The sequence below is a fragment of the Pseudomonas sp. Sample_16 genome (assembly GCF_004307665.1).
Classification (GTDB): Bacteria; Pseudomonadota; Gammaproteobacteria; order Pseudomonadales; family Pseudomonadaceae; genus Aquipseudomonas.
In genome coordinates, this window is the sequence record NZ_RCOB01000088.1 from 23588 (window position 1) to 43656 (window position 20069).

16 protein-coding genes, 1 other RNA gene and 1 pseudogene are annotated in these 20069 nt (G+C 50.8%); 13 read left to right on the forward strand and 5 right to left on the reverse strand.

All coding sequences use genetic code 11. From position 1 onward, the window contains the following. Positions 1-120: 120 nt before the first annotated feature. The 8 genes and pseudogenes from D8U69_RS12850 to D8U69_RS12890 all read left to right on the forward strand — a co-directional run bounded on the left by D8U69_RS12850 (position 121) and on the right by D8U69_RS12890 (position 7592). The gene (locus D8U69_RS12850; protein WP_056854946.1) at positions 121-396 is read left to right on the forward strand and encodes a hypothetical protein; all 276 of its coding nucleotides are present in this window, start codon (positions 121-123) and stop codon (positions 394-396) included. Between the two features lie 95 nt (positions 397-491). Further along, positions 492-885: a transfer-messenger RNA gene (gene ssrA, locus D8U69_RS12855) on the forward strand. A 187-nt stretch (positions 886-1072) separates the two neighbouring features. Then, positions 1073-2329 (forward strand): annotated as a pseudogene (locus tag D8U69_RS12860) (integrase domain-containing protein). 956 nt (positions 2330-3285) lie between these two features. After that, positions 3286-4266, forward strand: coding sequence for an integrase domain-containing protein (locus tag D8U69_RS12870; RefSeq protein WP_130907435.1), 981 nt, complete (start codon positions 3286-3288; stop codon positions 4264-4266). Next, entirely contained in the window at positions 4263-4538 is a 276-nt protein-coding gene (locus tag D8U69_RS12875; RefSeq protein WP_090365765.1) for a hypothetical protein, read from the forward strand. The genes D8U69_RS12870 and D8U69_RS12875 overlap by 4 nt, the downstream gene beginning before the upstream one ends. 462 nt (positions 4539-5000) lie before the next feature. Beyond that, positions 5001-5678, forward strand: a complete 678-nt coding sequence (locus D8U69_RS12880; RefSeq protein WP_130907436.1) for an N-acetyltransferase — start codon at positions 5001-5003, stop codon at positions 5676-5678. Continuing rightward, positions 5675-6535 carry an ImmA/IrrE family metallo-endopeptidase gene (locus tag D8U69_RS12885; RefSeq protein WP_130907437.1) on the forward strand — a complete coding sequence of 287 codons (861 nt, stop codon included), beginning with the start codon at positions 5675-5677 and terminating at the stop codon, positions 6533-6535. The genes D8U69_RS12880 and D8U69_RS12885 overlap by 4 nt, the downstream gene beginning before the upstream one ends. Further along, a complete protein-coding gene (locus D8U69_RS12890) occupies positions 6528-7592 on the forward strand; it encodes a beta family protein (protein WP_130907438.1) in 1065 nt (354 codons plus the stop codon). The genes D8U69_RS12885 and D8U69_RS12890 overlap by 8 nt, the downstream gene beginning before the upstream one ends. Here D8U69_RS12890 and D8U69_RS12895 read toward each other — a convergent pair. Next, a complete protein-coding gene (locus tag D8U69_RS12895) occupies positions 7578-8135 on the reverse strand; it encodes a sce7726 family protein (protein WP_153189002.1) in 558 nt (185 codons plus the stop codon). The genes D8U69_RS12890 and D8U69_RS12895 overlap by 15 nt on opposite strands. Positions 8136-8537: 402 nt before the next feature. Between D8U69_RS12895 and D8U69_RS12900 the strand changes: the two genes are divergently transcribed. The 3 genes from D8U69_RS12900 (at position 8538) to D8U69_RS12910 (ending at position 12246) form a co-directional block, all read left to right on the forward strand. Then, positions 8538-9416 (forward strand): DUF5677 domain-containing protein, encoded by an 879-nt coding sequence (locus D8U69_RS12900; RefSeq protein WP_130907440.1) that lies wholly within the window; start codon positions 8538-8540, stop codon positions 9414-9416. A gap of 553 nt (positions 9417-9969) precedes the next feature. Continuing rightward, positions 9970-10353 (forward strand): nucleotide pyrophosphohydrolase, encoded by a 384-nt coding sequence (locus D8U69_RS12905; protein WP_130907441.1) that lies wholly within the window; start codon positions 9970-9972, stop codon positions 10351-10353. 24 nt (positions 10354-10377) lie between these two features. Beyond that, the gene (locus D8U69_RS12910) at positions 10378-12246 is read left to right on the forward strand and encodes a DUF2075 domain-containing protein (protein ID WP_130907442.1); all 1869 of its coding nucleotides are present in this window, start codon (positions 10378-10380) and stop codon (positions 12244-12246) included. Between the two features lie 206 nt (positions 12247-12452). Here the strand turns inward: D8U69_RS12910 and D8U69_RS12915 are convergent, their stop codons facing one another. From D8U69_RS12915 to D8U69_RS12930, 4 genes are read right to left on the reverse strand one after another with little or no spacing between them, the layout of a single operon-like run. Continuing rightward, complete coding sequence (locus D8U69_RS12915) at positions 12453-13037, reverse strand: hypothetical protein (protein WP_130907443.1); 585 nt, start codon at positions 13035-13037, stop codon at positions 12453-12455. Continuing rightward, the gene (locus tag D8U69_RS12920) at positions 13030-14451 is read right to left on the reverse strand and encodes a hypothetical protein (protein WP_130907444.1); all 1422 of its coding nucleotides are present in this window, start codon (positions 14449-14451) and stop codon (positions 13030-13032) included. Before D8U69_RS12920 ends, D8U69_RS12915 begins: the two co-directional genes overlap by 8 nt. A gap of 8 nt (positions 14452-14459) precedes the next feature. Next, complete coding sequence (locus tag D8U69_RS12925) at positions 14460-17417, reverse strand: hypothetical protein (protein WP_130907445.1); 2958 nt, start codon at positions 17415-17417, stop codon at positions 14460-14462. A gap of 16 nt (positions 17418-17433) precedes the next feature. Beyond that, positions 17434-18231: a hypothetical protein gene (locus D8U69_RS12930; RefSeq protein WP_098467397.1), complete on the reverse strand. Its 798-nt coding sequence runs from the start codon at positions 18229-18231 to the stop codon at positions 17434-17436. Positions 18232-18484: 253 nt separating this feature from the next. Here D8U69_RS12930 and D8U69_RS12935 point away from each other — a divergent pair, with 253 nt between their 5' ends. Together D8U69_RS12935 and D8U69_RS12945 are read left to right on the forward strand one after the other, a co-directional pair. Then, positions 18485-19360, forward strand: coding sequence for a WYL domain-containing protein (locus D8U69_RS12935; RefSeq protein WP_098467398.1), 876 nt, complete (start codon positions 18485-18487; stop codon positions 19358-19360). Positions 19361-19589: 229 nt separating this feature from the next. After that, positions 19590-20063, forward strand: a complete 474-nt coding sequence (locus D8U69_RS12945) for a hypothetical protein (RefSeq protein WP_130907446.1) — start codon at positions 19590-19592, stop codon at positions 20061-20063. Positions 20064-20069 lie beyond the last annotated feature (6 nt).

The window sequence follows — 20069 nt, forward strand, 5'->3', positions numbered from 1 at the left end:
CCGAATTCCTGCGCGCGGCTATAGTCATTTGACTAGGCTCTTTGAAAGGAGCTTATAACCACCTCGGCCAGCAGCCCGCGTTATCGGCAGCACCGAGCCCACATGCGCAAGGAGATACCCATGAAGCACTCTGCAATTGCTGGAATGTTCATCGCTGCTGCAATGTTGGCGTCGCCGGTGTTTGCGGCGGATAAAGACCTGTGTACCGATAACCTTCAAACCATTGATGACTTCGTAAACAGTGCGCCCTCCATTCCGGAAGGCACTCTGGACAGCGTCAAAGCAGCGCAGACAAAAGCCAAGGCAGCCCAGGCGGCAGGCAACGACAAGGATTGCGTAGAGATTTCCAGCGGTATCATTACCAAAATGCAGATTCGAAACCCAACGCGGAACTGATGCCAGGTGCGGCCAACCTTCGGGTTGGCCTTCCGGGCCACAATGTCGTAGACTGTTCGTGCTTGTTGCTCATCCGTTTCACGAGCAATGAGTTCGGGGCCGTTTAGGATTCGACGCCGGTTGCGAAACTTTAGGTGCATGCCGAGTTGGTAACAGAACTCGTAAATCCACTGTTGCAACTTCTTATAGTTGCCAATGACGAAACCTACGGGGAATACGCTCTCGCTGCGTAAGCAGCCTTAGCTCTTCCCTTCTGGTACCTTCGGGTCCAGCAATCATCAGGGGATGTCTGTAAACCCAAAGTGATTGTCATATAGAACAGAATCGCCGTGCAGTACGTTGTGGACGAAGCGGCTAAAACTTACACAACTCGCCCAAAGCACCCTGCCCGTCGGGTCGCTGAGGGTTAACTTAATAGACACGGCTACGCATGTAGTACCGACAGCGGAGTACTGGCGGACGGGGGTTCAAATCCCCCCGGCTCCACCACTTCATCATCTAAAGACGTCCTCGGACGTCTTTTTTTGTGCCTGAAACCCAGCAAATACGCGGCCTCCAGCGCTTTTGCGGTATTTTGAGAGTTTTTGAGTTCCAGCCATTCGGGTATTCCAGGCGGTATTCCAGTCCGTCCGGTGCTAATCTTTGGAATACCGAATCAGTGCCTGAGGACAATCTCATGCCTGCTCAAAACCTCCGCCTCTCCGATCGACAGCTCAAGGGAGTCAAACCCGCGTCCAAGGATTACGTCCTCACGGATGGTGACGGTTTGCAGCTCCGCGTACGCAGCAACGGCTCGTTGCTGTGGAATTTCAATTACCGTGAACCGGTGACCAAGAAGCGCATCAACATCGGCTTCGGGACCTATCCCGAACTGTCACTGGCGAACGCACGAAAGATGGCAGTCGATGCGCGTGAGCTACTCGCGCAGGGCATTGACCCGAAGGTGCAACGCAATACGCTGAATGAAGCCAAGCGTGCAGAAACGGAACACACCTTTGAGAACGTGGCCACCGCCTGGTTCGAGCTCAAGAAAGACTCGGTGACCCCGGCCTATGCCGAGGACATTTGGCGGTCGCTCACGTTGCACGTGTTCCCCGACTTGAGGACGACACCACTGGTGAAAATCACCGCGCCTATGGTGATCGCATTGCTTCGTCCAATCGAAGCGAAAGGCAGCCTGGAAACGGTCAAGCGTCTCAGCCAGCGGTTAAACGAGATCATGACCTACGGCGTAAACTCCGGCCTGATCTTCGCCAACCCGCTCAGCGGTATCAGGGCAGTATTCAAGAAGCCCAAGAAAGAGAACATGGCAGCGCTTCCGCCCGAAGAGCTCCCCGAGCTTATGCTGGAGATCGCAAACGCCAGCATCAAACGCACCACCCGCTGTCTGATCGAATGGCAGTTGCACACGATGACTCGCCCCGCCGAGGCGGCGACTACTCGCTGGGCAGACATCGACTTTGAAAGGCGTGTTTGGACCATCCCAGCAGAGCGGATGAAGTAGCGCCGCCCACACAGCATCCCGTTGAGTGACCACGCCGTCGCACTGTTGGAGTCATTGAGGCCCCACAGCGGCCATCGCGAATACGTCTTCCCGGCAGACAGAAATCCACGCACCCACGCGAATAGCCAGACTGCCAACATGGCGTTGAAACGCATGGGCTTCCAAGATCGATTGGTCAGCCACGGCATGCGTTCGATGGCCAGCACCATCTTGAATGAACATGGGTGGGACCCGGAGCTCATTGAGGTTGCACTGGCGCATGTCGACAAAGATGAGGTGCGCAGCGCCTACAACCGAGCCGACTACATCGAGCGCCGGCGCCCGATGATGGCTTGGTGGAGTGAGTACATCCAGAAAGCCGCCACCGGCAGCCTGCTCGCCTCAGCATACGGCCAAGTCAGAGACAAAAACGTGGTGCCGATCCGCTAGCGCTGTACAAGCGCAATAACGGCGGCGACAGCAACTGAGCACTCAAGATTCAGGGCGAGCAGCCTCGCTCATCCGCTTCTCAGCGCGGGTCCATCCAAACAGGGCTGCAAAGCCGCCCTGTTTGGATGGACCTCACTTTGAAGAGCTAAAAGCCACGACGTTGTCCGGGATTTACCAGGGAATTCCACCAATGGATAACCACTTTTCACGTCCCCAAGAGCGCCGAATGTAGGCCCTTGACCGGGTTTATCCACAGGCGTAGAACTGGCCGTGCAAGCGCTGTCGATGACAGCACCCCAGGTGACCCGAACCTTAAAGGTCACGCCGCTCCCGCGGTGGTTCTCCCTAAAGGCGATTCGCATCCGGCAGCTCGCCCGGTCACCTCCCCCGGTGATGGATGCTCTCTAATCTCATGGCCCTAGTGCGCCAGCTACACCGTACCTCGCTGTCCTGCAGCAATCTATCCGCTTGGCCGAATTTTGCGCCAACCTGTGCCCGTCTCTTTCTCCTGGAAAGAGACGGGCACTCCAACCTCTGCTGCAGCCCAACTCGTACAAGGCTTTGCGGCATTCCCCCTCGTGACAATCGGCGTGACAAACACCGAAGTCACCAGCAACAGCGATGCAGATGATGGTGCCGCAGCCCACGGGATGGATTGCACCTGACTGACAGTCAGGCATGCCCCGGTCACCGCTTCACTGCCTTCACCCGACTCAGGATCTCGCGGCGCTGGTCTCGTCAGCCAGCGCAGCCTCCACCCGCCCACGTCTTCGCAAGTGTTCAGGAGGCTACATATCTTGAGATGCCCAAGCTCCCGGTCGTAAAGAGCCGTCAGTCCCGCGTTAGTGGACAACTCTCACAGGTCGCAGGGGCCTTGATCCCTGATAACACTCAACATTCTTGGCGGGATGACGTGGGGACGGTTTTGAAGGTTTAGCTTCAAGAGGAGTTTGATCATGGCACTCGTGGGTAAACGGGATGGGCGTAATTTTGGCTATGGGCGACAACTGAGTTATGCCGGGCCGCAAGCGCTACGTGATCTGTTTGGCGGCGGGCATTACGGCACGGTCAAGGCACACAGTGATCGCTGGCAGGCGTTTGTGCGTTGGTGTCGGTCGGAGGATGGACCAGGATTTAACGATGCGCGGCAGATTAATTGGCAGACCTTGCTGGACTACGCCGGACATCTGCGCCAACAAGTTGAACGAGGTGAGCTGGCCATCGCGACTGCTCAAAACCGGTTGTCCAGTGTGAATCGAACCATGGCCGCGCTTCGCGGTGATCAGTATGTGAAAGTGCCGAGCCCGAGTAAGGCACTGGGAATGCGGCGCACCAGTGTTCGTCGTTCAGTGCCGCAAGGCCAGGACCGCGAACAGGTGACGCGGATCGTAGGGGTGCTTTGCGAAAACCAGCAGCCGCGCGCCGCGGCCATCGCTCAGTTAGCGCGAGCCACTGGCATGCGTCTGCGCGAATCGATTCTGGCCGACCTACCGCGACTCAAGCGTGAAGCCGAAAACTACGACAAAATCAACATCCAGGAAGGCACCAAAGGTGGCCGTTCAGGTGCGTCAGCGACTCGCTGGATTACGGTAGATGATCATATTCGTGAAGCGCTGAGGTTTGCCGAACAGGTTTCGCCCAATGGTTGCCGCAACCTGCTGGCATCGAACGAAAGCTACCTCGATTTCTTGCAGGGAATCGTCCGCCCCGCCCGGGATATCCTCCATACGCACAATCTCAAAGGCTTCCACGAATTGCGGGCAGCCTATGCGTGCGAACGCTATGAGCAGATCACCCATCATCTCGCGCCCATCAACGGTGGCAGGTGCAGGCGCCTCAATCCACGCCTTGATCGAGAGGCACGCTTACAAATCAGCTATGAGCTCGGACACGGCCGTATCGACGTGGTATCGGCGTATATCGGTGGTTGGGTGTGAGTAAACCATTCGATATGGAGATCCTCTTGGCTGGGGTGCTGACTGGAGCACATGCCACACGCGAACGTCACATCCGCCAGGCCAAAACTATTCAAGCTGCCATTTCTGAACGCTGGAACCGAGATAATCCATGGGCATGGCAGCAAAAGCATCTCGCATGGTTTCTGAACCACCACTTGAGCCAGCACGCTGAATCGACGCGCTATTACTATCTGCTGACCATGCATTTGCTCGCTTTTCGCTTAGGGAAATCCTGGCAGTTCAACCTCTAGGCGAAGGGGCCTCCTGTCGATAGATCAGAGGGTGTAAATTTTACTCAGGACGGGACACCGAAAGAAAATCAATCCACCCCCACTGCTGAGAAACGCAACGCATGCTTCCCTAGCAAGCAAAACGGACTCAAATGATGGCCAAAACATGGCACGCAAACAAAATGTGGAGTACGCTCGACCTAGAATGCTAGCTAACGCTGAGCAGGAACAGCAGGAACACCTGAACGATTGTTTGCCACGGAAAGGCTAAAAAATGATCAACTCGATACAACAACAAATATTAAGCTTCGATACGTTAATCGCAATCGAAAAAGAGTACATTCGACTCACATACCGCCATAATCGTTCCGCACCTAAATCTATGCTCCTCTTACGAAGAGCACTAGAAAAATTGTACTCACCTCAAAATTATAACCACCCAGCAGAATCAAAAGACTACGCTTTCTCAGCCGGATATTTATAATGACTCTAGATGAAATTAGAAGTTTATTAGACGCAATGCCGCCTAATGAAGACGAGATCATACAGAAGGGTAATCTACTTGATCTAAATAACTGCTCAGTAGAGTTCAAAATTCATCATGGATGGGACATCGCCCACGGAAATCTTTGCGATAAACTATGGGGGGAGTTCAACATAAAACTTCTCAGACACGTTAGAGACAACTGTCAGGATGAGAATCTATTAGAAACTGAAATAAGCAACCTAAGCCTTGAGGATAGCCACTGGGAGTGGTTTAAAAAATCAATCGCATATCGGACAGACGAATATCATTGGTTTTTCTTATCAGCTGATTCGAAGCCTCAAGGGGCATGTCTAATCTACCACCCCAAACAAAGTATTTTTGACAAGGGAAATATTTTTTACATCGAGTATCTTGCCGTAGCCCCCTGGAATCGGCAAAACCCAATGAACAACAAACAATTTAGCGGAATTGGCAGCATTTTAATAAAGTCCGCGATAGCCTACTCTTGTAACGCATTGAGGCTCAGGCCCGGATTTAGCTTACATTCATTACCAAAAGCAAAAACCTATTATGAACGGATTGGAATGCAACATTTCCCCAGTCTAGACAAAGATCAACTAAACTATTTTGAAATGGCAGAAGCCAAGGCCGCTCAATATACGGGGGCAGTATGACCAACAAAAATGAGGAACAGGATGATTTTGTAGTAACATCTGAAAGCACAATAAATCCAAAGGCTTTAATCAACGCGCTAAACGCCCACGACGAAGTTATTCGTTTAGTAAAAGCATCAACTACTAAAAGAAATGCTCCCTGTAGTGAAAACATTTCATTATTTCGCGACCTACTGACAGACAACGAAGGCGAAACATTCTTTAGACAATCGAGCAATGCAAATACTGCCACCACTTCCTATTGGCTTTCCCGCATAAAACATACAGCCCAGCTACTTTTAAATTTGCAATCCGTACCTGAATACCTGCCGATTTCCACTGACCAAATTTATCAAATCACTCGGATGAGTCCCGCCCCTGAAAATATCCGCTTAGTCTCCAGCGCGCTATTAAACCTCGGCATAATACTTATATTTGACGAGCAGCTTAAAGGAATGAAGCTTGACGGAGCTGTATTCAAATTAAAGTCTGGCCATCCTGTCATTGGCATGACGTTAAGGCACAGTAGACTAGATAATTTCTGGTTCACACTAACGCACGAGCTATCTCATATACACCTGCACTTGGATCAGCTAGAGACACCAATACTGGATGACTTTGAAGAAGCATCAACCGAAGAAATTGAACTAGAAGCCGATCGACTTACCAAAACAATTTTCGTCAGTAGAAACGAATGGCGGAACTGTGAGCCAAAATATGATTTACGTAGAGAGATCGTAATAAAATACGCAAACGAAAAAGGACTGCATCCAGCAATAATTGCAGGCATGCTTAGGCACGAGTTAAATCGGTATGAAATCTTTTCCGATATCGTGTCCGAATACAACACTAGGGACTTGATATTTAAACATGAATAACTATACTCCATTCTTAAAAACCAAAACTAATGAGATCGGAGCCCTAAAGGTTTTGCATCCTACGCTGAAGCCTTTTATCGCTCCTTTCTTTGATTTCCCGATGAAAAAAGGCCTGAATGAACAGTCCCTAAAAAAATCTATTGATGGAACGCACAAAAAAATAAAAACGCACTTAAAAGAATATAGAAATTTCTACCTTGATAATTTCGACGTCCCTGATGCAATAACGATTTCGGGACAAGATAACTACAATTATATTATCGATAAATTTTCCGACACCACGTTCATCCCAGTTATCGCCATCGAAAGAACACCACAACGAAATGATGCTGTGTTCAACGCCAAAATCACAGGCAAAATTAAATCAGATATTATAGCACTAAGAGTTCAACCCGAAGACTTTCAGCACTACACTACAACCAAACTAGAAATACAAACATTAGTTAGAAAATGCCCTCCCAACTTCACGTCAATGATCCTTATTTTAGACAACAGGATTTGCCGCACATGTGATACGACCAAAAGAGCGGGAGAGTTAATCAACTTTATCATCGCTATAAAGCGCGACTATTCATTTTCAAAAATAATAATAACCGGCTCTTCAATACCAGCATCAATCAAGGAAATACTTGAAGTCGGGCATGAGATCTCTTTACCCAGAAGTGAGCTAGCCATACACAAAAAAGTTGTTGCCCACCACGAACTAAGCGACATTGAACTTGGGGATTATACTATCGTAAGCCCTAATTTCTCGGAAATTGACATCCCACCAGAAAGCATGCGCAACGTTACTGCGCCCAAAATCCTGTATGCCTTTGAAGACTTTCAATATGTTATTAGAGGTAACGGCTTAAAAAACCATCCGCGAGGGAATCAGCAGTATAACGATATGGCGAAGATTCTGGTGGCAAAAAATTTCTATCGGACGCCACCATACTCTTGGGGAGACAATTACCTGAACGATAAAGCCAACTCACATGGAACCCTAGTAACGCCTAGCAGTATCCTGAATCCGACTATAAATGCTCACATCACATTTATGCTACAAAAACCCTAGCTTTCTCTGCGCGAGCTTAGCGCTAATTGCAAGGCTAAGCTCTTCTCTCCCCATAACCCCTGCAATGGAGTTAGAAATATTATCCCTATTTGCCTTTGCAGCAACCTGTATATTCAGCCCTTCGGCGACATCTGAAAGCTCTGTCCTCCAGAGAGTCATGAGAGCAGTCTTCTTATCAAAAAAAGGGCTATTTTTTGAAGATCTTGCCCCCCGGAGAACCACAACACCACTTACCTCCCTGGCAATCATCACCCCCCAATGCGCTGGAATAATCCTTATAGCTTTATTCGCATGACGCTCCGTAGTAACTAAAGTTATTTTCCTGAATGCCAAATCATAATAGGCAGCTTGGCTTATTGCTCGCTCAATTTTATCGGCATCACCTTTTATCTCATAACAATGAGCCTCCTTGTAAATAGCCACCACATCAGCTATCGCACTTCCATTATGCACTCTCAGCTCTTCAATTAGCGCGCTGGGTCGGTGCGACATTCGACCAAGCCTAGCCAAAAGGGCGGATCTAATTTGAATATCTCCCAGCACAATCACCTCGATTTACTTTGGCGCACGCAGCATTTTAATCAGTGTACTATAGCAGAGCCTAGATAATTTTAAAAATAAAATAGACTTGAGGTATATAGATATACAAGTCCAGAGCCAAACCAAATATAGCTAAAACCCCAGAAAACTTCTATATTGCGCTATACGAGTTAAACTTAGCGATATTTTCTCAAAAAACGGCACAGCGTGCGAGTTTGATCGCTTTCCTCCCTAGCGATTCGCGGAGACAATTTTTGACCTGGCTTTTATCTATTTAATAAGCCATTAAGCGTTATAAAATACTAATAACACAAAATACAGCCGCGATAAAATCGCCACACTCAAAACCAAATAGCGCTTCCATTTAGAACTGAATTATTAAACCTACAGGATTTACACACGACAATGCCCCACATAACAAAATTCAGAAAAGCCTTTAAGATAGATAAAAAAGCAAACCTTATTGAGTCGGCAGTAGCCATTGAGTCGTGTGCCAAAGCAGATAAAATCCTTAATGACTACCTGGGAGAAATCGAGCCAAAAAACAACAATGAAGGCTTCCGAATTCACTCGCTTTTAAACCTGACTGGTCGTGTATACGAGCACGTCCAAGGAATGCTAGTTGCTATTTCGACAGCTTCGCCAGCCAGTGCGGAGGCATTAGCTAGGGTTGTTGTAGAAGGCTCAATAAACATCATGTACCTAGCCGAAATCGGTAACTCAGGGACATTAATAAAATTTTCTCAATCATGGCTGAATGAGCACAATAGAAAGCTCAATGAATGGAAGCAGAAAATACTAGACGGAACCGACGCAGAAGAAATATCGACTATGATAGAGGAAAGACGAAAAGTCATTAGCATATTGGACGAATTCGTTAATGAAATTGAAACTCAATGCTCTGTAGATATATCCAATCCGGAGACTGACTGGCCTAAGTCGCTTTATAAAAGATTTGAAACACTTGGGCGTGAGACTGATTACTATGAAAGCTATCACCGTCTCAGCGGAGCAAGCCATATAACTGGCGAGGACACGCTTATGTGGCTTATGTTTATGCACGCCTCACCCGAGCACAAAATAAAGGCTGGTAAGGAAGCTTGGGCTTACTCAATAATGATGACCAGAATCGCAAGCATGTTTTTTGTAGACACTGCTTTTTCATGTGTTAAAGCCTATGGGCGTGAAAACAATAAAGATCTATATCAATGCAAGCTCGAACTACAACTCGCCGTCCGCAAAATTTCACGGCAGGCAGGTGTACCGTTGAGTGAATCGCCTTGATTGATTAGACACACCTGACTAGTTGCTATTGGCCGATTCCTGCCGATTCACCATGGGGAATCGGCAATGTTCAAACTTGAAGTGGTTTACCTTACCGTATCCTGCACTGGATATTTCACATGCAACTCGACAACGTGCTGACACCTAAAAGTCCCGGTTCGACTCCACCGAGATCCGTAACTAGCTGAGTTATTTATAGTTACTTGTAAGGGTACGCAAAATTTTCCACCGACTTCCAGACCCACAGAAAATTTAGCCCCGCTGACTGCTACCGTTCGTCTGGTTCCGATTGCCATCACCTGCTAACCAGAATCGGTCCAGTCTGAAAACCAACGAACAGATCGAGAAAAGGCCGCTAGTCGGTGGGCATGGGGTCGTCGCGGCCTACTTAGCCACGCTCAAAGTACCTAGCGAACACTGGCAAGCAATGCGGCCAGCAAAGAGCGTGTGAGAAAAACACAAAAAAGCTGCGCAAGCAGCGAAAACTCTTACAATCTTAGGCCAGATTTCCTACATATTTTTTTGCCCCCCCCAATACTCAAGAGATAGCCCCGTGAGTGACTCAGACACCTCATCCGCGCCACTGGTTGACGTAGTGAAGCTTGCTGCATCCCTTCAGCGTTTCGCAGATGATCGCGACTGGCAGCAGTTCCACTCCCCAAAAAATCTCATCTTGGCGCTCACTGGCGAGGTAGGAGAGCTGTGCGAGATTTTCCAATGGATGAGCGATGCCGATTCGCTCTCCGTAGCTAAAGATCCCGAAATCGGCCTGGCCGTAAAAGACGAATTGGCGGACGTACTGATGTATCTGGTTCGCCTGAGCAGCGTGCTCGGCATCGACCTCAACGAGGCGGTGACACGGAAACTCGTCTCGAACGGCCAGAAATACCCCGTGGATAAAGCAAGAAGCAGCAGCAAAAAGTACGACCGACTCTGACCAACACGCACCTAAGGACAACCCGTGATCGTTTACGCTGCGACTAAACAGCAATTTCTTAAAGACAACGATAACGATGACATTGAGGAGGTGATCCTCAGGCATTACAAGGAAGCCACCGGCAAGAACGTAGGCTCCTCGGAAATCAGGTCGTGGCAAGGATCCCTGACGTACATGGCCAAGGTCCTTAGAGATGAGGGCCTGCCGAGCGATGCAGGCCTGGCCATCGAATTGCACATTCCGCAGTCGTCGAAGCGAATCGACTTTCTACTCACCGGTCGCGACGTAAACCAGGCAAAAAAGGCCGTACTGATCGAGCTGAAGCAATGGAGTAAGGCCAACGCCACAACCAAGGATGCCATCGTCAAAACGGCGTTAGGTGGCGGCCTCATTGAGACCATTCACCCGTCCTATCAGGTGTGGTCATATGCAGCGCTGTTGGAAGGCTTCAACGAGGCGGTGTATGACAAAAGCATTGAGATCCGGCCGTGCGCCTATCTCCATAACTACGTCAGCGACGGCGTCATAGATTCAGCTCACTATGAGCCCCACATCAGCAAGGCTCCGCTGTTTCTGAAAGGCCCGGAAGAGCTCAGTAAACTCAGAAGCTTTCTGAAGAAGCATATAAGTCATGGCGACAACAAAGAGGTTCTTTACGAGCTGTCCGAAGGCAAAATTCGCCCTTCCAAGGCGCTAGCCGAAGCCCTCGGGGGGTTGATGAAAGGCAAACCCGAGTTCGTGTTGATTGACGATCAGAAAGCAATTTTCGAGTCGGCGCTGGCGGCAGCAAGCGAGGCCTCGGACCAAGCACCAAAGGTGATGATCATCGAAGGTGGACCAGGCACGGGGAAAACTGTTCTGGCTATCAATCTGCTGGTGAAGCTCACCGAAATGAAGCTGATGAGCAAATACGTCTCTAAGAATGCAGCCCCACGCAAGGTCTACGAAAGCAAACTGGTTGGCACCATCAAGCGCAGCCACTTCTCGAATTTCTTTTCAGGCTCTGGGGCATTCATCGACACTGAGCCCAACACATTCGATGCGCTTATCGTGGACGAAGCTCATCGGCTGAATGAGAAAAGCGGGCTTTATGGAAACCTTGGGGAAAACCAGATCAAGGAGCTGATTGATTCAGCGAAATGCTCCATTTTCTTCATTGATGAAGACCAGCGTGTAACCTTGAGCGATATCGGCAGCAAGCAGACGATACGCGCCTTTGCAAAAGCCAAGGGTGCTGTGGTTGAAGAACACGTGCTGTCTTCGCAGTTTCGCTGCAGTGGTTCTGACGGTTACCTGGCATGGCTGGATGACACGCTAGGCATTCGTTCGACGGCAAATCCGACGCTTGAGACTCAAGAGTACGAGTTTAAGGTGTTCGACTCACCTCAGGCGATGCATGACGCAATCAACGAGAAAAACCACGGAAACAAAGCTCGTGTGGTCGCGGGCTATTGCTGGCCTTGGTTGAGCAAGAAAGACCCCACCGCTGCTGATATCGTCATTGGTGACTACAAACGCCAATGGAACCTGGATCAGGATGGCAGCCTATGGATCATCGCTGAGAACTCCATCGAGCAGGTTGGCTGCATTCATACCTGCCAAGGTTTGGAAGTCGACTACATCGGGGTAATCATCGGGCCAGACCTAGTCGTCCGTGACGGCAAAGTAGTGACATCCCCGGATAAGCGCGACAAGCACGATAAATCGATTCGCGGCTGGAAAAAAATGATGAAAGAGCAACCTGCCCTCACGAAAAATGAAACAGGCCTGATCATCAAAAATACATACCGAACCCTGATGACACGCGGGATGAAGGGTTGCTACCTATACTGCACCGACAAAGAGACTGCGCAATACTTCGAGAGTCGGCTTAGCCAACACAGCAATCATTGACGCTATCGTTTGCTAGAAGCCCCTGTTCATGCGAGTGGGGACATCGTACGCACAGGGGCGACAATCGTAAGCGTCCACCCAACTCGCCTTAAGTAAGTCAGGTCGGCACCCACTGATGCGGCAGCAATGTAGGCATGGCCATATACCCAAGGATTGAGTTGCGCTCAATTTCCCTGTCATACGTACCTCTCTAGGGTCAGCTCCCCCTAAACGTCGAGATCGCCTTCACCGAGGAGATCATCAAAAAAAGCAGCGCCTGATTCAGATAAGACTAAATTCCCCTTCCCGTTACGGTAAGCAACGGCGCGTGTTTCGAGCTTCTTAATGTGCTCCATCAACACACCGCTTTTCATCCCACACGCTATCAGAACCTCAACCTTATCCTCCGCCTTGCCGATTTCCTCGATATGGATGTTTGACAGACCCGCCGAGTCTTTCAGCAGCACGTCCATTGTAAACCCCAGCTCCAATACTCCCCGAAACAGCACCAGTAGCAGGCCTTGGATGTTGCGTGCTAGATCATCTCTGACATCAGTGCCATCACTGGTGCGGATGTAGGCAAAGCCATCACGCATGACCAGCTCGTAACCAATCAGATCGTAGAGACTGCGGTAGTGATCGAAATTATTCAGTACCTCCTCGAAGTACGGATTTGACTTCAAGCCACCATCAATAAAGACGGTGCGGTTGATCATCTTTCCGTACATGAGCTGACCATAGAGCTCTACAGACAGCTTTCGATTAATCACTTTGGCCTGTGCAATCGGCAGCGAAGGTTCGTGGTCAAACATGTTCAGTCTCCACTTGTAGCTTGTAGTACCTCAGGCTCTCGCAGTCAGTTGCGAGGTTGCCGATATGGTAGTGCGGGATGAGGCGAATTCCTTCTCGCTTGCGCAGCCAGCCCACCGACATTAAAAGATCAGTCAACTCGTACCCTTTAAGTCGGCCTTTCAGGTGTTCATGCATGGCGACATGGGCGTCATCGGTAAGCCGTGGTTCCCACTCCTCGACCAGATTACCGATGGCCAACAAGCGAGCATCGCGCCGACGCTTGAGCTCGCCCGACTCGTTGGCCTGCCCGCTGAGCTGGTGAATCTTCCCGGTGCTGATCTTGATGTTGGGCAGCGTTGCGCGCAGATGCTCTGCCAGCGCCAAGCGCTGATTAGCGTCTGGCCACTCAACTTTTGCTTCGAACACTCGCATTTTCAGCCCGGAGTAGGTGTTCAGATGGGCGAAGACAGGATGCGTGCTGGGCAAAATATTGTCCTTCAAACTCCCATCATGCAGCTCACGCACGCTGCCATAGAGACGATTCCAAGCCTGTTCGATCTTGTCATAGGCACGACGGTGCGCCTCACTCTGCTGGACATAGCGCATCAACGAACCGCTGATGATCGAAATGTCATGCCGGTATGAGCGAATCGACTCGACGGAGTAATAAACCGAGCTGGCCAGCTTGTCGTGACCATAGTGAGCCAGTTGATCGCCGATGCAGGTCAGTGCTGTAAGAGCAGGCTTAGTCCCCTTCAGGTCAGTGTGCTCCCCCAGAAACTGCAAAGCAGGCAGGATGTTGCGTAAATAGATGTTGTTGATCTCCCCCAAGGCTTCCTGAGCCTTAGCCACCTCATCAATTACGTCATAGCGCATCCGATCGACGATCTCACCGAGTCGCTGGAGCCGGCCCTGTAGCGCATCCACACACTCCTTCATCTTGGCGGTTGCAGCGCGTATCTCCTTGCGCAGCACGCTCACCTGCTCCTGAAAACCGATATCTTCATTGCTCAGGGAGGGCAGAGTGACAAACACTTCGTATAGTCGATTGAACGAGGCCCGGATCAACTCATAATCAGCACTGTTCAAATGACGCAGACGCGCTCCGTCGAAGTGACGGAACATCTCGATCACGAAGGGGGCAAAAACCATCACGCCACGAGCGCTGTCTACCTGAATGACTAGACCAACACGCTCAAGGTTTTCAACACAAAGAGCACTTTCTAGTTTGCGCCGCTCGGCCGGCACCTCACGTAAAACCCGCGTATTAGGTAACGGTGCTACAGAGTCCAGCAGGGCGCGTAACTTCTGCTGGTACATGACAATGCGTACTTCCTCGCCTTCACCAACTTTATCCATGTGGTCAATCAGATCAAGGAAAACCCCCTTGTTCTGGATCATGTTGATCAGTGCAACGTCTGTTTTGACGACCATCAGATCCTCTACTCTTCCATTTCGGCAGCAAGATCCGGCTCGACAGCCTCAAGGCACTCCAGGGCGATCAATGACTCACTTACTCCGGTATAAAGAATCGTCCGGTTCGGGCTGTAGGACTGGTCAGTTGCGTTGAAGTAGTCGAGATTCATGTAGTTGCCCAGCACTTTGCTGATACCGGAGGTCAGGCCAGGCGTGGCCCCGAACACACAGAAGCCATCCGCGTCGGCAATGTCGCGGGCAGAGCGCAGATTCTTATCATCAAGATTGGATAGCTCATCGATGAACAGCGGCAAGCTGACCTTGGTGTCGGCTTGCAGCAACTCTTTGAGCAGGAAAGCCAGCAGGCGGCAGTTAATCATCACTGAAGTGCCGGTTGATTGCGCTTCTACAGTGAACTCGTCACTGCCGTGAAGCTTGACGCGGTAATCGACGCTGACAATCAGGCGAGCCATGTTTAGGGTGGCATCGCGACGCTGATCGGACTCGACGAACTGAGTGCAGAAACTCCCCAGACGGTCGTAGAGGACTTGTGGTGGTAGCTCACCACCGGTCAGATTCACCGAATCTACGGTCTTCAGCAACTCATCAAACTGGGGATGGAGCTTGCAGTCGATAGCCACAGCCGTGAGGTTGGATACCTTGATTGACGACAGGTGATTCTCGATCTCCTTGATAAAGGTGCTGATCAGGGTGCGCGCGTGCCTGATCGACTGAATCTGGATCATCGTGTCGTCGTTATGCTGAACCACTTGGTTGAAATGGTTGCTCTCCTCCATATCGAGACGACCGTAAAGAACCCGGTACTTCTCATGCAAATTGGTTAGCGTTTCTAGGCTGATGGCGCTGCGATGGGCATGCTCGGCATCATCGTCAAGAGCCACCACATCCAACAGATCGGATACCAGCAACTTGATCTGGTTAAAACTACGGGTGGTGGCTTGGCTGCGACTTTCGATGGTATCCATCAAATCCTGAGTGACCACGATCTCCTGCCGCTCTGCACGCTGGTAACCGGTATTCAAGTACTCCAGACGGGAATGCAGGATGTCGTTGACTGTCCTACCCCAGCGGAGCATGGATTGTTCACGCTCCTTGGCGGCCTCTAATGCCGTCCTGGCCTGATCAACCAGACTGTTGGCCTCGTCGAGCTGCTGGTTGAGCTCAAGACAACGAGCCTCAAGAATTGCGTACTGCTCGGTGGACTCGCCGTGCTCCTGCCCAAGCCGCACGAACTCCTGTTCAATGAACTCATGGCGTTTCAGAAGAGCAATGTTGCGTTCATCCTTCTCGATCTGAGCCTGCTTAGCAGCAATAGTGGCTTCGATCTGCTCGACTGACATTTTCGTCTTATTGGCAAGATCATTGGCGCGGCGCTTTTGCTGGATAAGGCGCTTTCCAACAGATGCCAATTCGTCCTTACGGCTCTGTAGCAGCTTTCCAGCATCGTAGTGTTTAACCGGGACTGGAGTCGGACTGCTCAGAAACGTGAGCGAGCCATCCAGCTCATTAAACAGCGCGGTGAAATCACTGATCGTCTCAATATTGCCCTCGAGCAATGGTGGGCACTCGCCGGTGAAGACCTCCTGGTTCAGCGAGTAGAGGATGTCCGCTGTGCGGCTGGGGATCTGATCCAGATCCAGGAGTGATGGCCTCGCACCTTCAATAAGGATTTCAAGGTCTTTGACCTTCTGGCTGCCTTTGTTGATCTCGCGCGTTAACTGCTCGAACTCACGGCGAAACTCGCCATCGTCCTTCAGAGCCTTAATGTCGGCTCGATCCTCCTCGACCTGCGCCGCCAGTGCCGCAGCAATCTCTTCCGGGGTCATAGACGCGTAGCCATGCATTGCCGTTGAGAGGTCGATGGAATCCTTCTTGATCCGGTCGTAGTTCTTCCTAATCTCGCCGATTGCGCCTTTTAGCTCCTTGAGCTGGGTATTTTTGCTAATCGCCTGCTCACGCTGATGGTCAGCACCTTCTTTGACCGCACTGTAGTTCGCAGAGCACTGCATGCGAACGTCGAGGTAGGCAGAGCCCTGCTCGTTGATGCTCTGCTCAACGTCACACAATAAGTTCATCAGATCCGAACTTTGAGCATAAAAATCTGCGAAGCCTTGATTGAAACGGTCCCAGTACGGCTGTCCGTTACGAATCATCTGGAGCCGATTTTTTACCGAGCTCAGGGTTTCATAGCGCGACAGAATTTCGATGAGGTTGACGTTCAGCTCAGCCTCAGTACGATCCTTTCTGCCTTCAATAATCGTGGCGATGGTGTCCGGCAGAGTACGTTTGTCTTTGGCTGCAATGTCAAAGGCCAGGTGGATCAGGCGCTTCCAGGCATCAATCTCGCGAGCCTGCCCCCCCCCACTCTTGAGCGGCAGCAGACAAAAGCGTCCGGCATCAGGGCGTGTCGGCTGGTGCTTGTAAATTCGCTCCTTGATATTAGCTACATCCTTGATCACAACAGCGCCTAGCCTTTTCAGGGGCAGTTCAATCTGTGATCTCGACAACTCTTCAATTGGTGCGCCCATCCCTCCATTGAGGCTAGATTCATGATTCCAGAACAGGTGCTCGATTTCCGAATATTGCACTGGCACAGCAGTACGCTCATAGCTGTATTGCTTGGTTCCCACGTTAAGGATGATACAAAACGGACCATGCGGGTTTTCCGCTTCAAGAACCATGAAGGAGTTTCGCTCGGGAAAATAAAATCCAAAAGTCGCATCTCGACCGTAATAGCCTTTTGTGCTTTTGAATCCAAACTTTCTCTCACAATCGTGGAGGTTTTCTTCGGGCAAAAGAAAGAACTTCAATGCATTGAGCATTGAAGTCTTACCCTTATTATTATCGCCGAGCAAGGCTGTGTGTTGGTCGATACGAACCTTCGTATAGCAGTATGCCCCGCTATTTATCAAAACGATCTGCTTCATTTTAAAGGTTTCGTGAAACATAGATTCAATGCTCATGGCCGCTCCCCAAATACTACTGACCCAAGTAGGTTTCTTGCTCAAGTACTTTGCTAGTCTCACGCATAAACTGGATCAATTGATCTGTTTCAGGTGATAACCCCTGATACTTAATTACCTCTTGGCGTTGCTGATCAGTCAACGCGTACTTTGACTGAGCCAGGCGCTCTCTCACGTCAGGCGGCACAAGGAATACAGGGGGCTTGTCGTGCAGCAAGGTGGTCAAGGAAGCGAACATCCGTAGCCCCCCAATGTCCACATCAAACAAGCAATACAGCCTATCGAACTGACCTAACATTTTTGCATTCAGCCTGTTAGTCACCTGGTTGCCCGAACCGGAAATCAACTCAATATCACTAGCAGTAACAGCCAAAATTTCAGCAATGAATGGCAGCGTTTCATCGACTCGAAGGAAGTTCTCCAGATTCTCGACAATAACTCCCACCTTGCCCAACACGCGCGGCAGCACCCAAGACCCAGCCTCAGTCACCGCAACAGCCGGATGCCGGTGCTGAAAAGAGCGAAACATCAGTAGCGACTCGGAGACACCAATTCGATGACTGTTGCCGTCTATAGCAGCACCGACTCGCCCCCCAACATCAGAAGGCCTGAACCTCATCAAGAGCTCATCGAATGCAGCCGAAAGAAGCACTTCGACGTGATAACTATTTTTTTTAAGCTTCTTGGAAAAAAATATTCGACTGATATCTGCACGTGCCACGCCAGCGGCTAAAAGCTTGGCAATCAGTGCATCAAAATTGATGGGCTGCCTAGATTGAATCTTGTCAAGGTAGCGATAAATGACAGATGACATTGGACTTCCTTGTAGAGCTGTAAACATTCAAGAAATTACGGCCGGGCTCAATGAAAAACGCCCTCCTTCGTGAGGATGCATCCGCTAGGCCTCCCGCTCCATTCTGATCAAGCGCCCGTACTGCTGCGATCAAGCGGCCACTCCGCACTATGCAAGCCTTTGATTGAGTTCGGCAATCACGATATGTAATCTTTAGCGACTCATCTAGAGTGTTTACCTGTACAGGTAAAGTTTTCGAACAGATGGAGGGACCATGAAACGCAAGCAGTCGATCGAGTCCATACGTTGGGATCTAGCACTGCGCTATCGTCTGATCGAGACAGTGGTCTGGTGGGAAGGCCGCCTGACCACCAATCACCTGATGCAGAGCTTCGGCATCAGCCGTCAACAAGCGTCGAAGGACATCAACACCTACATCAACGAACATGCGCCGAAGAACCTCGAATATGACAAGCATTTGAAGGGATACGTCCCAAGCCGCCGCTTCCAACCGCTGTTCATCGACGACAGCGCCAGTGCCTATCTGCACCTTCTCAACCAGAACCATGAGCGCGCCCCACACATCGAGGGTCTGGCACTTGCTTATGCACACACAGAGGTATTGGCAGTGCCGGATCGCTCGGTACGGCCGGAAGTGCTGCGTCCGCTGCTAAAAGCCTGCCGGGATGGTCTGCGCCTGGAGTGCGAGTATGTGTCCTTCACCAGCCCCGGTGGCGAAACTCGCCTGATCGCCCCGCACACCTTGGTTTACACCGGAATGCGCTGGCACGTGCGGGCCTATTGCGAGAAGAATCGGGATTATCGCGACTTCGTTCTGAGCCGATTCCGCGGCATACCGGATCTGATGGATGATCCTACAGACCACGGCCGCGAGAGTGATCCGGGCTGGACCACCTTGCTGCAGGTGATCATCGAACCCGACTCGCGTCTGAAACCGGAACAACGCGCCATCATCGAGGCCGACTACGGCATGCGGGATGGCCGACTGCCAATCGAAACCCGTGGCTCACTAGTGCAATACGTGCTGCAGCGCTATCAGATCGACCCCACCAAAGTGCATGCCAAGGCGACAGCGCAGCAGATTGTCGTCGCCAACCTGGATGAGCTGCAGCCTTGGCTGTACCACTGAGCAAAGGTAAATACGTGGTCACGCCGCCGATTCTCTACACCCTGCACATCTAACTGGAGCAGATGCAACTCAATCCGTCGATCTGGAGGCGCATCCGCGTCAGCGGCGATTGTACCCCGGGGGAGTTGCTCTGTTAGATCCTCTCACATGTCGGCCTGATCCAGATTGGAAAACCCGCGCCCCTTGCAAGCGAGATCCCGATGCAGCTGCAATCTACCGAGATAGCCTCATGACCGAGTTGACCATTGTCGATATTTACTGGACCGAACGGACCAAGCTCCAATATGACGCCCAAAAGCAGACGTACATCCCTCCTGGGAACGGCGATATGGATGGAAGCGGGTTCTATTGCGTCTATGGGCGCCATCCCGTTTACGGCCCTGACGTGCTTCTGTACATCGGCGGAACGAAGGAGACGGAGAGTGGCAGGTCCTTTCGAGATCGGCTCGGTGAACACCTAAAAGGGCGATTTTGGTACCACGCCAACCTGTCCGTCGCACTTGGCACCCCAGACTGCAACCAGAAACTCATGCCACAAGAAATCCGTTTCGTAGAGTCGATCTTAGTCGCTGCTCACAAACCAGCTCTGAACCGCGTGCATATCGACTACGCAATGGAAGGTTCTGAGCGCTTTCTGGTCAGGAATTGGGACTTTCCTGACGCACTTCAGCATGAGTGTTCGGGCTACTACTGGCGGCAGTAACAGCAT

Coding starts and splice junctions, on each gene's coding strand:
- D8U69_RS12850 (WP_056854946.1), top strand. CDS start 121: ATGAAGCACTCTGCAATTGCTGGAATGTTCATCGCTGCTGCAATGTTG.
- D8U69_RS12870 (WP_130907435.1), top strand. CDS start 3,286: ATGGCACTCGTGGGTAAACGGGATGGGCGTAATTTTGGCTATGGGCGA.
- D8U69_RS12880 (WP_130907436.1), top strand. CDS start 5,001: ATGACTCTAGATGAAATTAGAAGTTTATTAGACGCAATGCCGCCTAAT.
- D8U69_RS12885 (WP_130907437.1), top strand. CDS start 5,675: ATGACCAACAAAAATGAGGAACAGGATGATTTTGTAGTAACATCTGAA.
- D8U69_RS12890 (WP_130907438.1), top strand. CDS start 6,528: ATGAATAACTATACTCCATTCTTAAAAACCAAAACTAATGAGATCGGA.
- D8U69_RS12900 (WP_130907440.1), top strand. CDS start 8,538: ATGCCCCACATAACAAAATTCAGAAAAGCCTTTAAGATAGATAAAAAA.
- D8U69_RS12915 (WP_130907443.1), bottom strand. CDS start 13,037: ATGTTTGACCACGAACCTTCGCTGCCGATTGCACAGGCCAAAGTGATT.
- D8U69_RS12920 (WP_130907444.1), bottom strand. CDS start 14,451: ATGGTCGTCAAAACAGACGTTGCACTGATCAACATGATCCAGAACAAG.
- D8U69_RS12925 (WP_130907445.1), bottom strand. CDS start 17,417: ATGAGCATTGAATCTATGTTTCACGAAACCTTTAAAATGAAGCAGATC.
- D8U69_RS12930 (WP_098467397.1), bottom strand. CDS start 18,231: ATGTCATCTGTCATTTATCGCTACCTTGACAAGATTCAATCTAGGCAG.
- D8U69_RS12935 (WP_098467398.1), top strand. CDS start 18,485: ATGAAACGCAAGCAGTCGATCGAGTCCATACGTTGGGATCTAGCACTG.
- D8U69_RS12945 (WP_130907446.1), top strand. CDS start 19,590: ATGACCGAGTTGACCATTGTCGATATTTACTGGACCGAACGGACCAAG.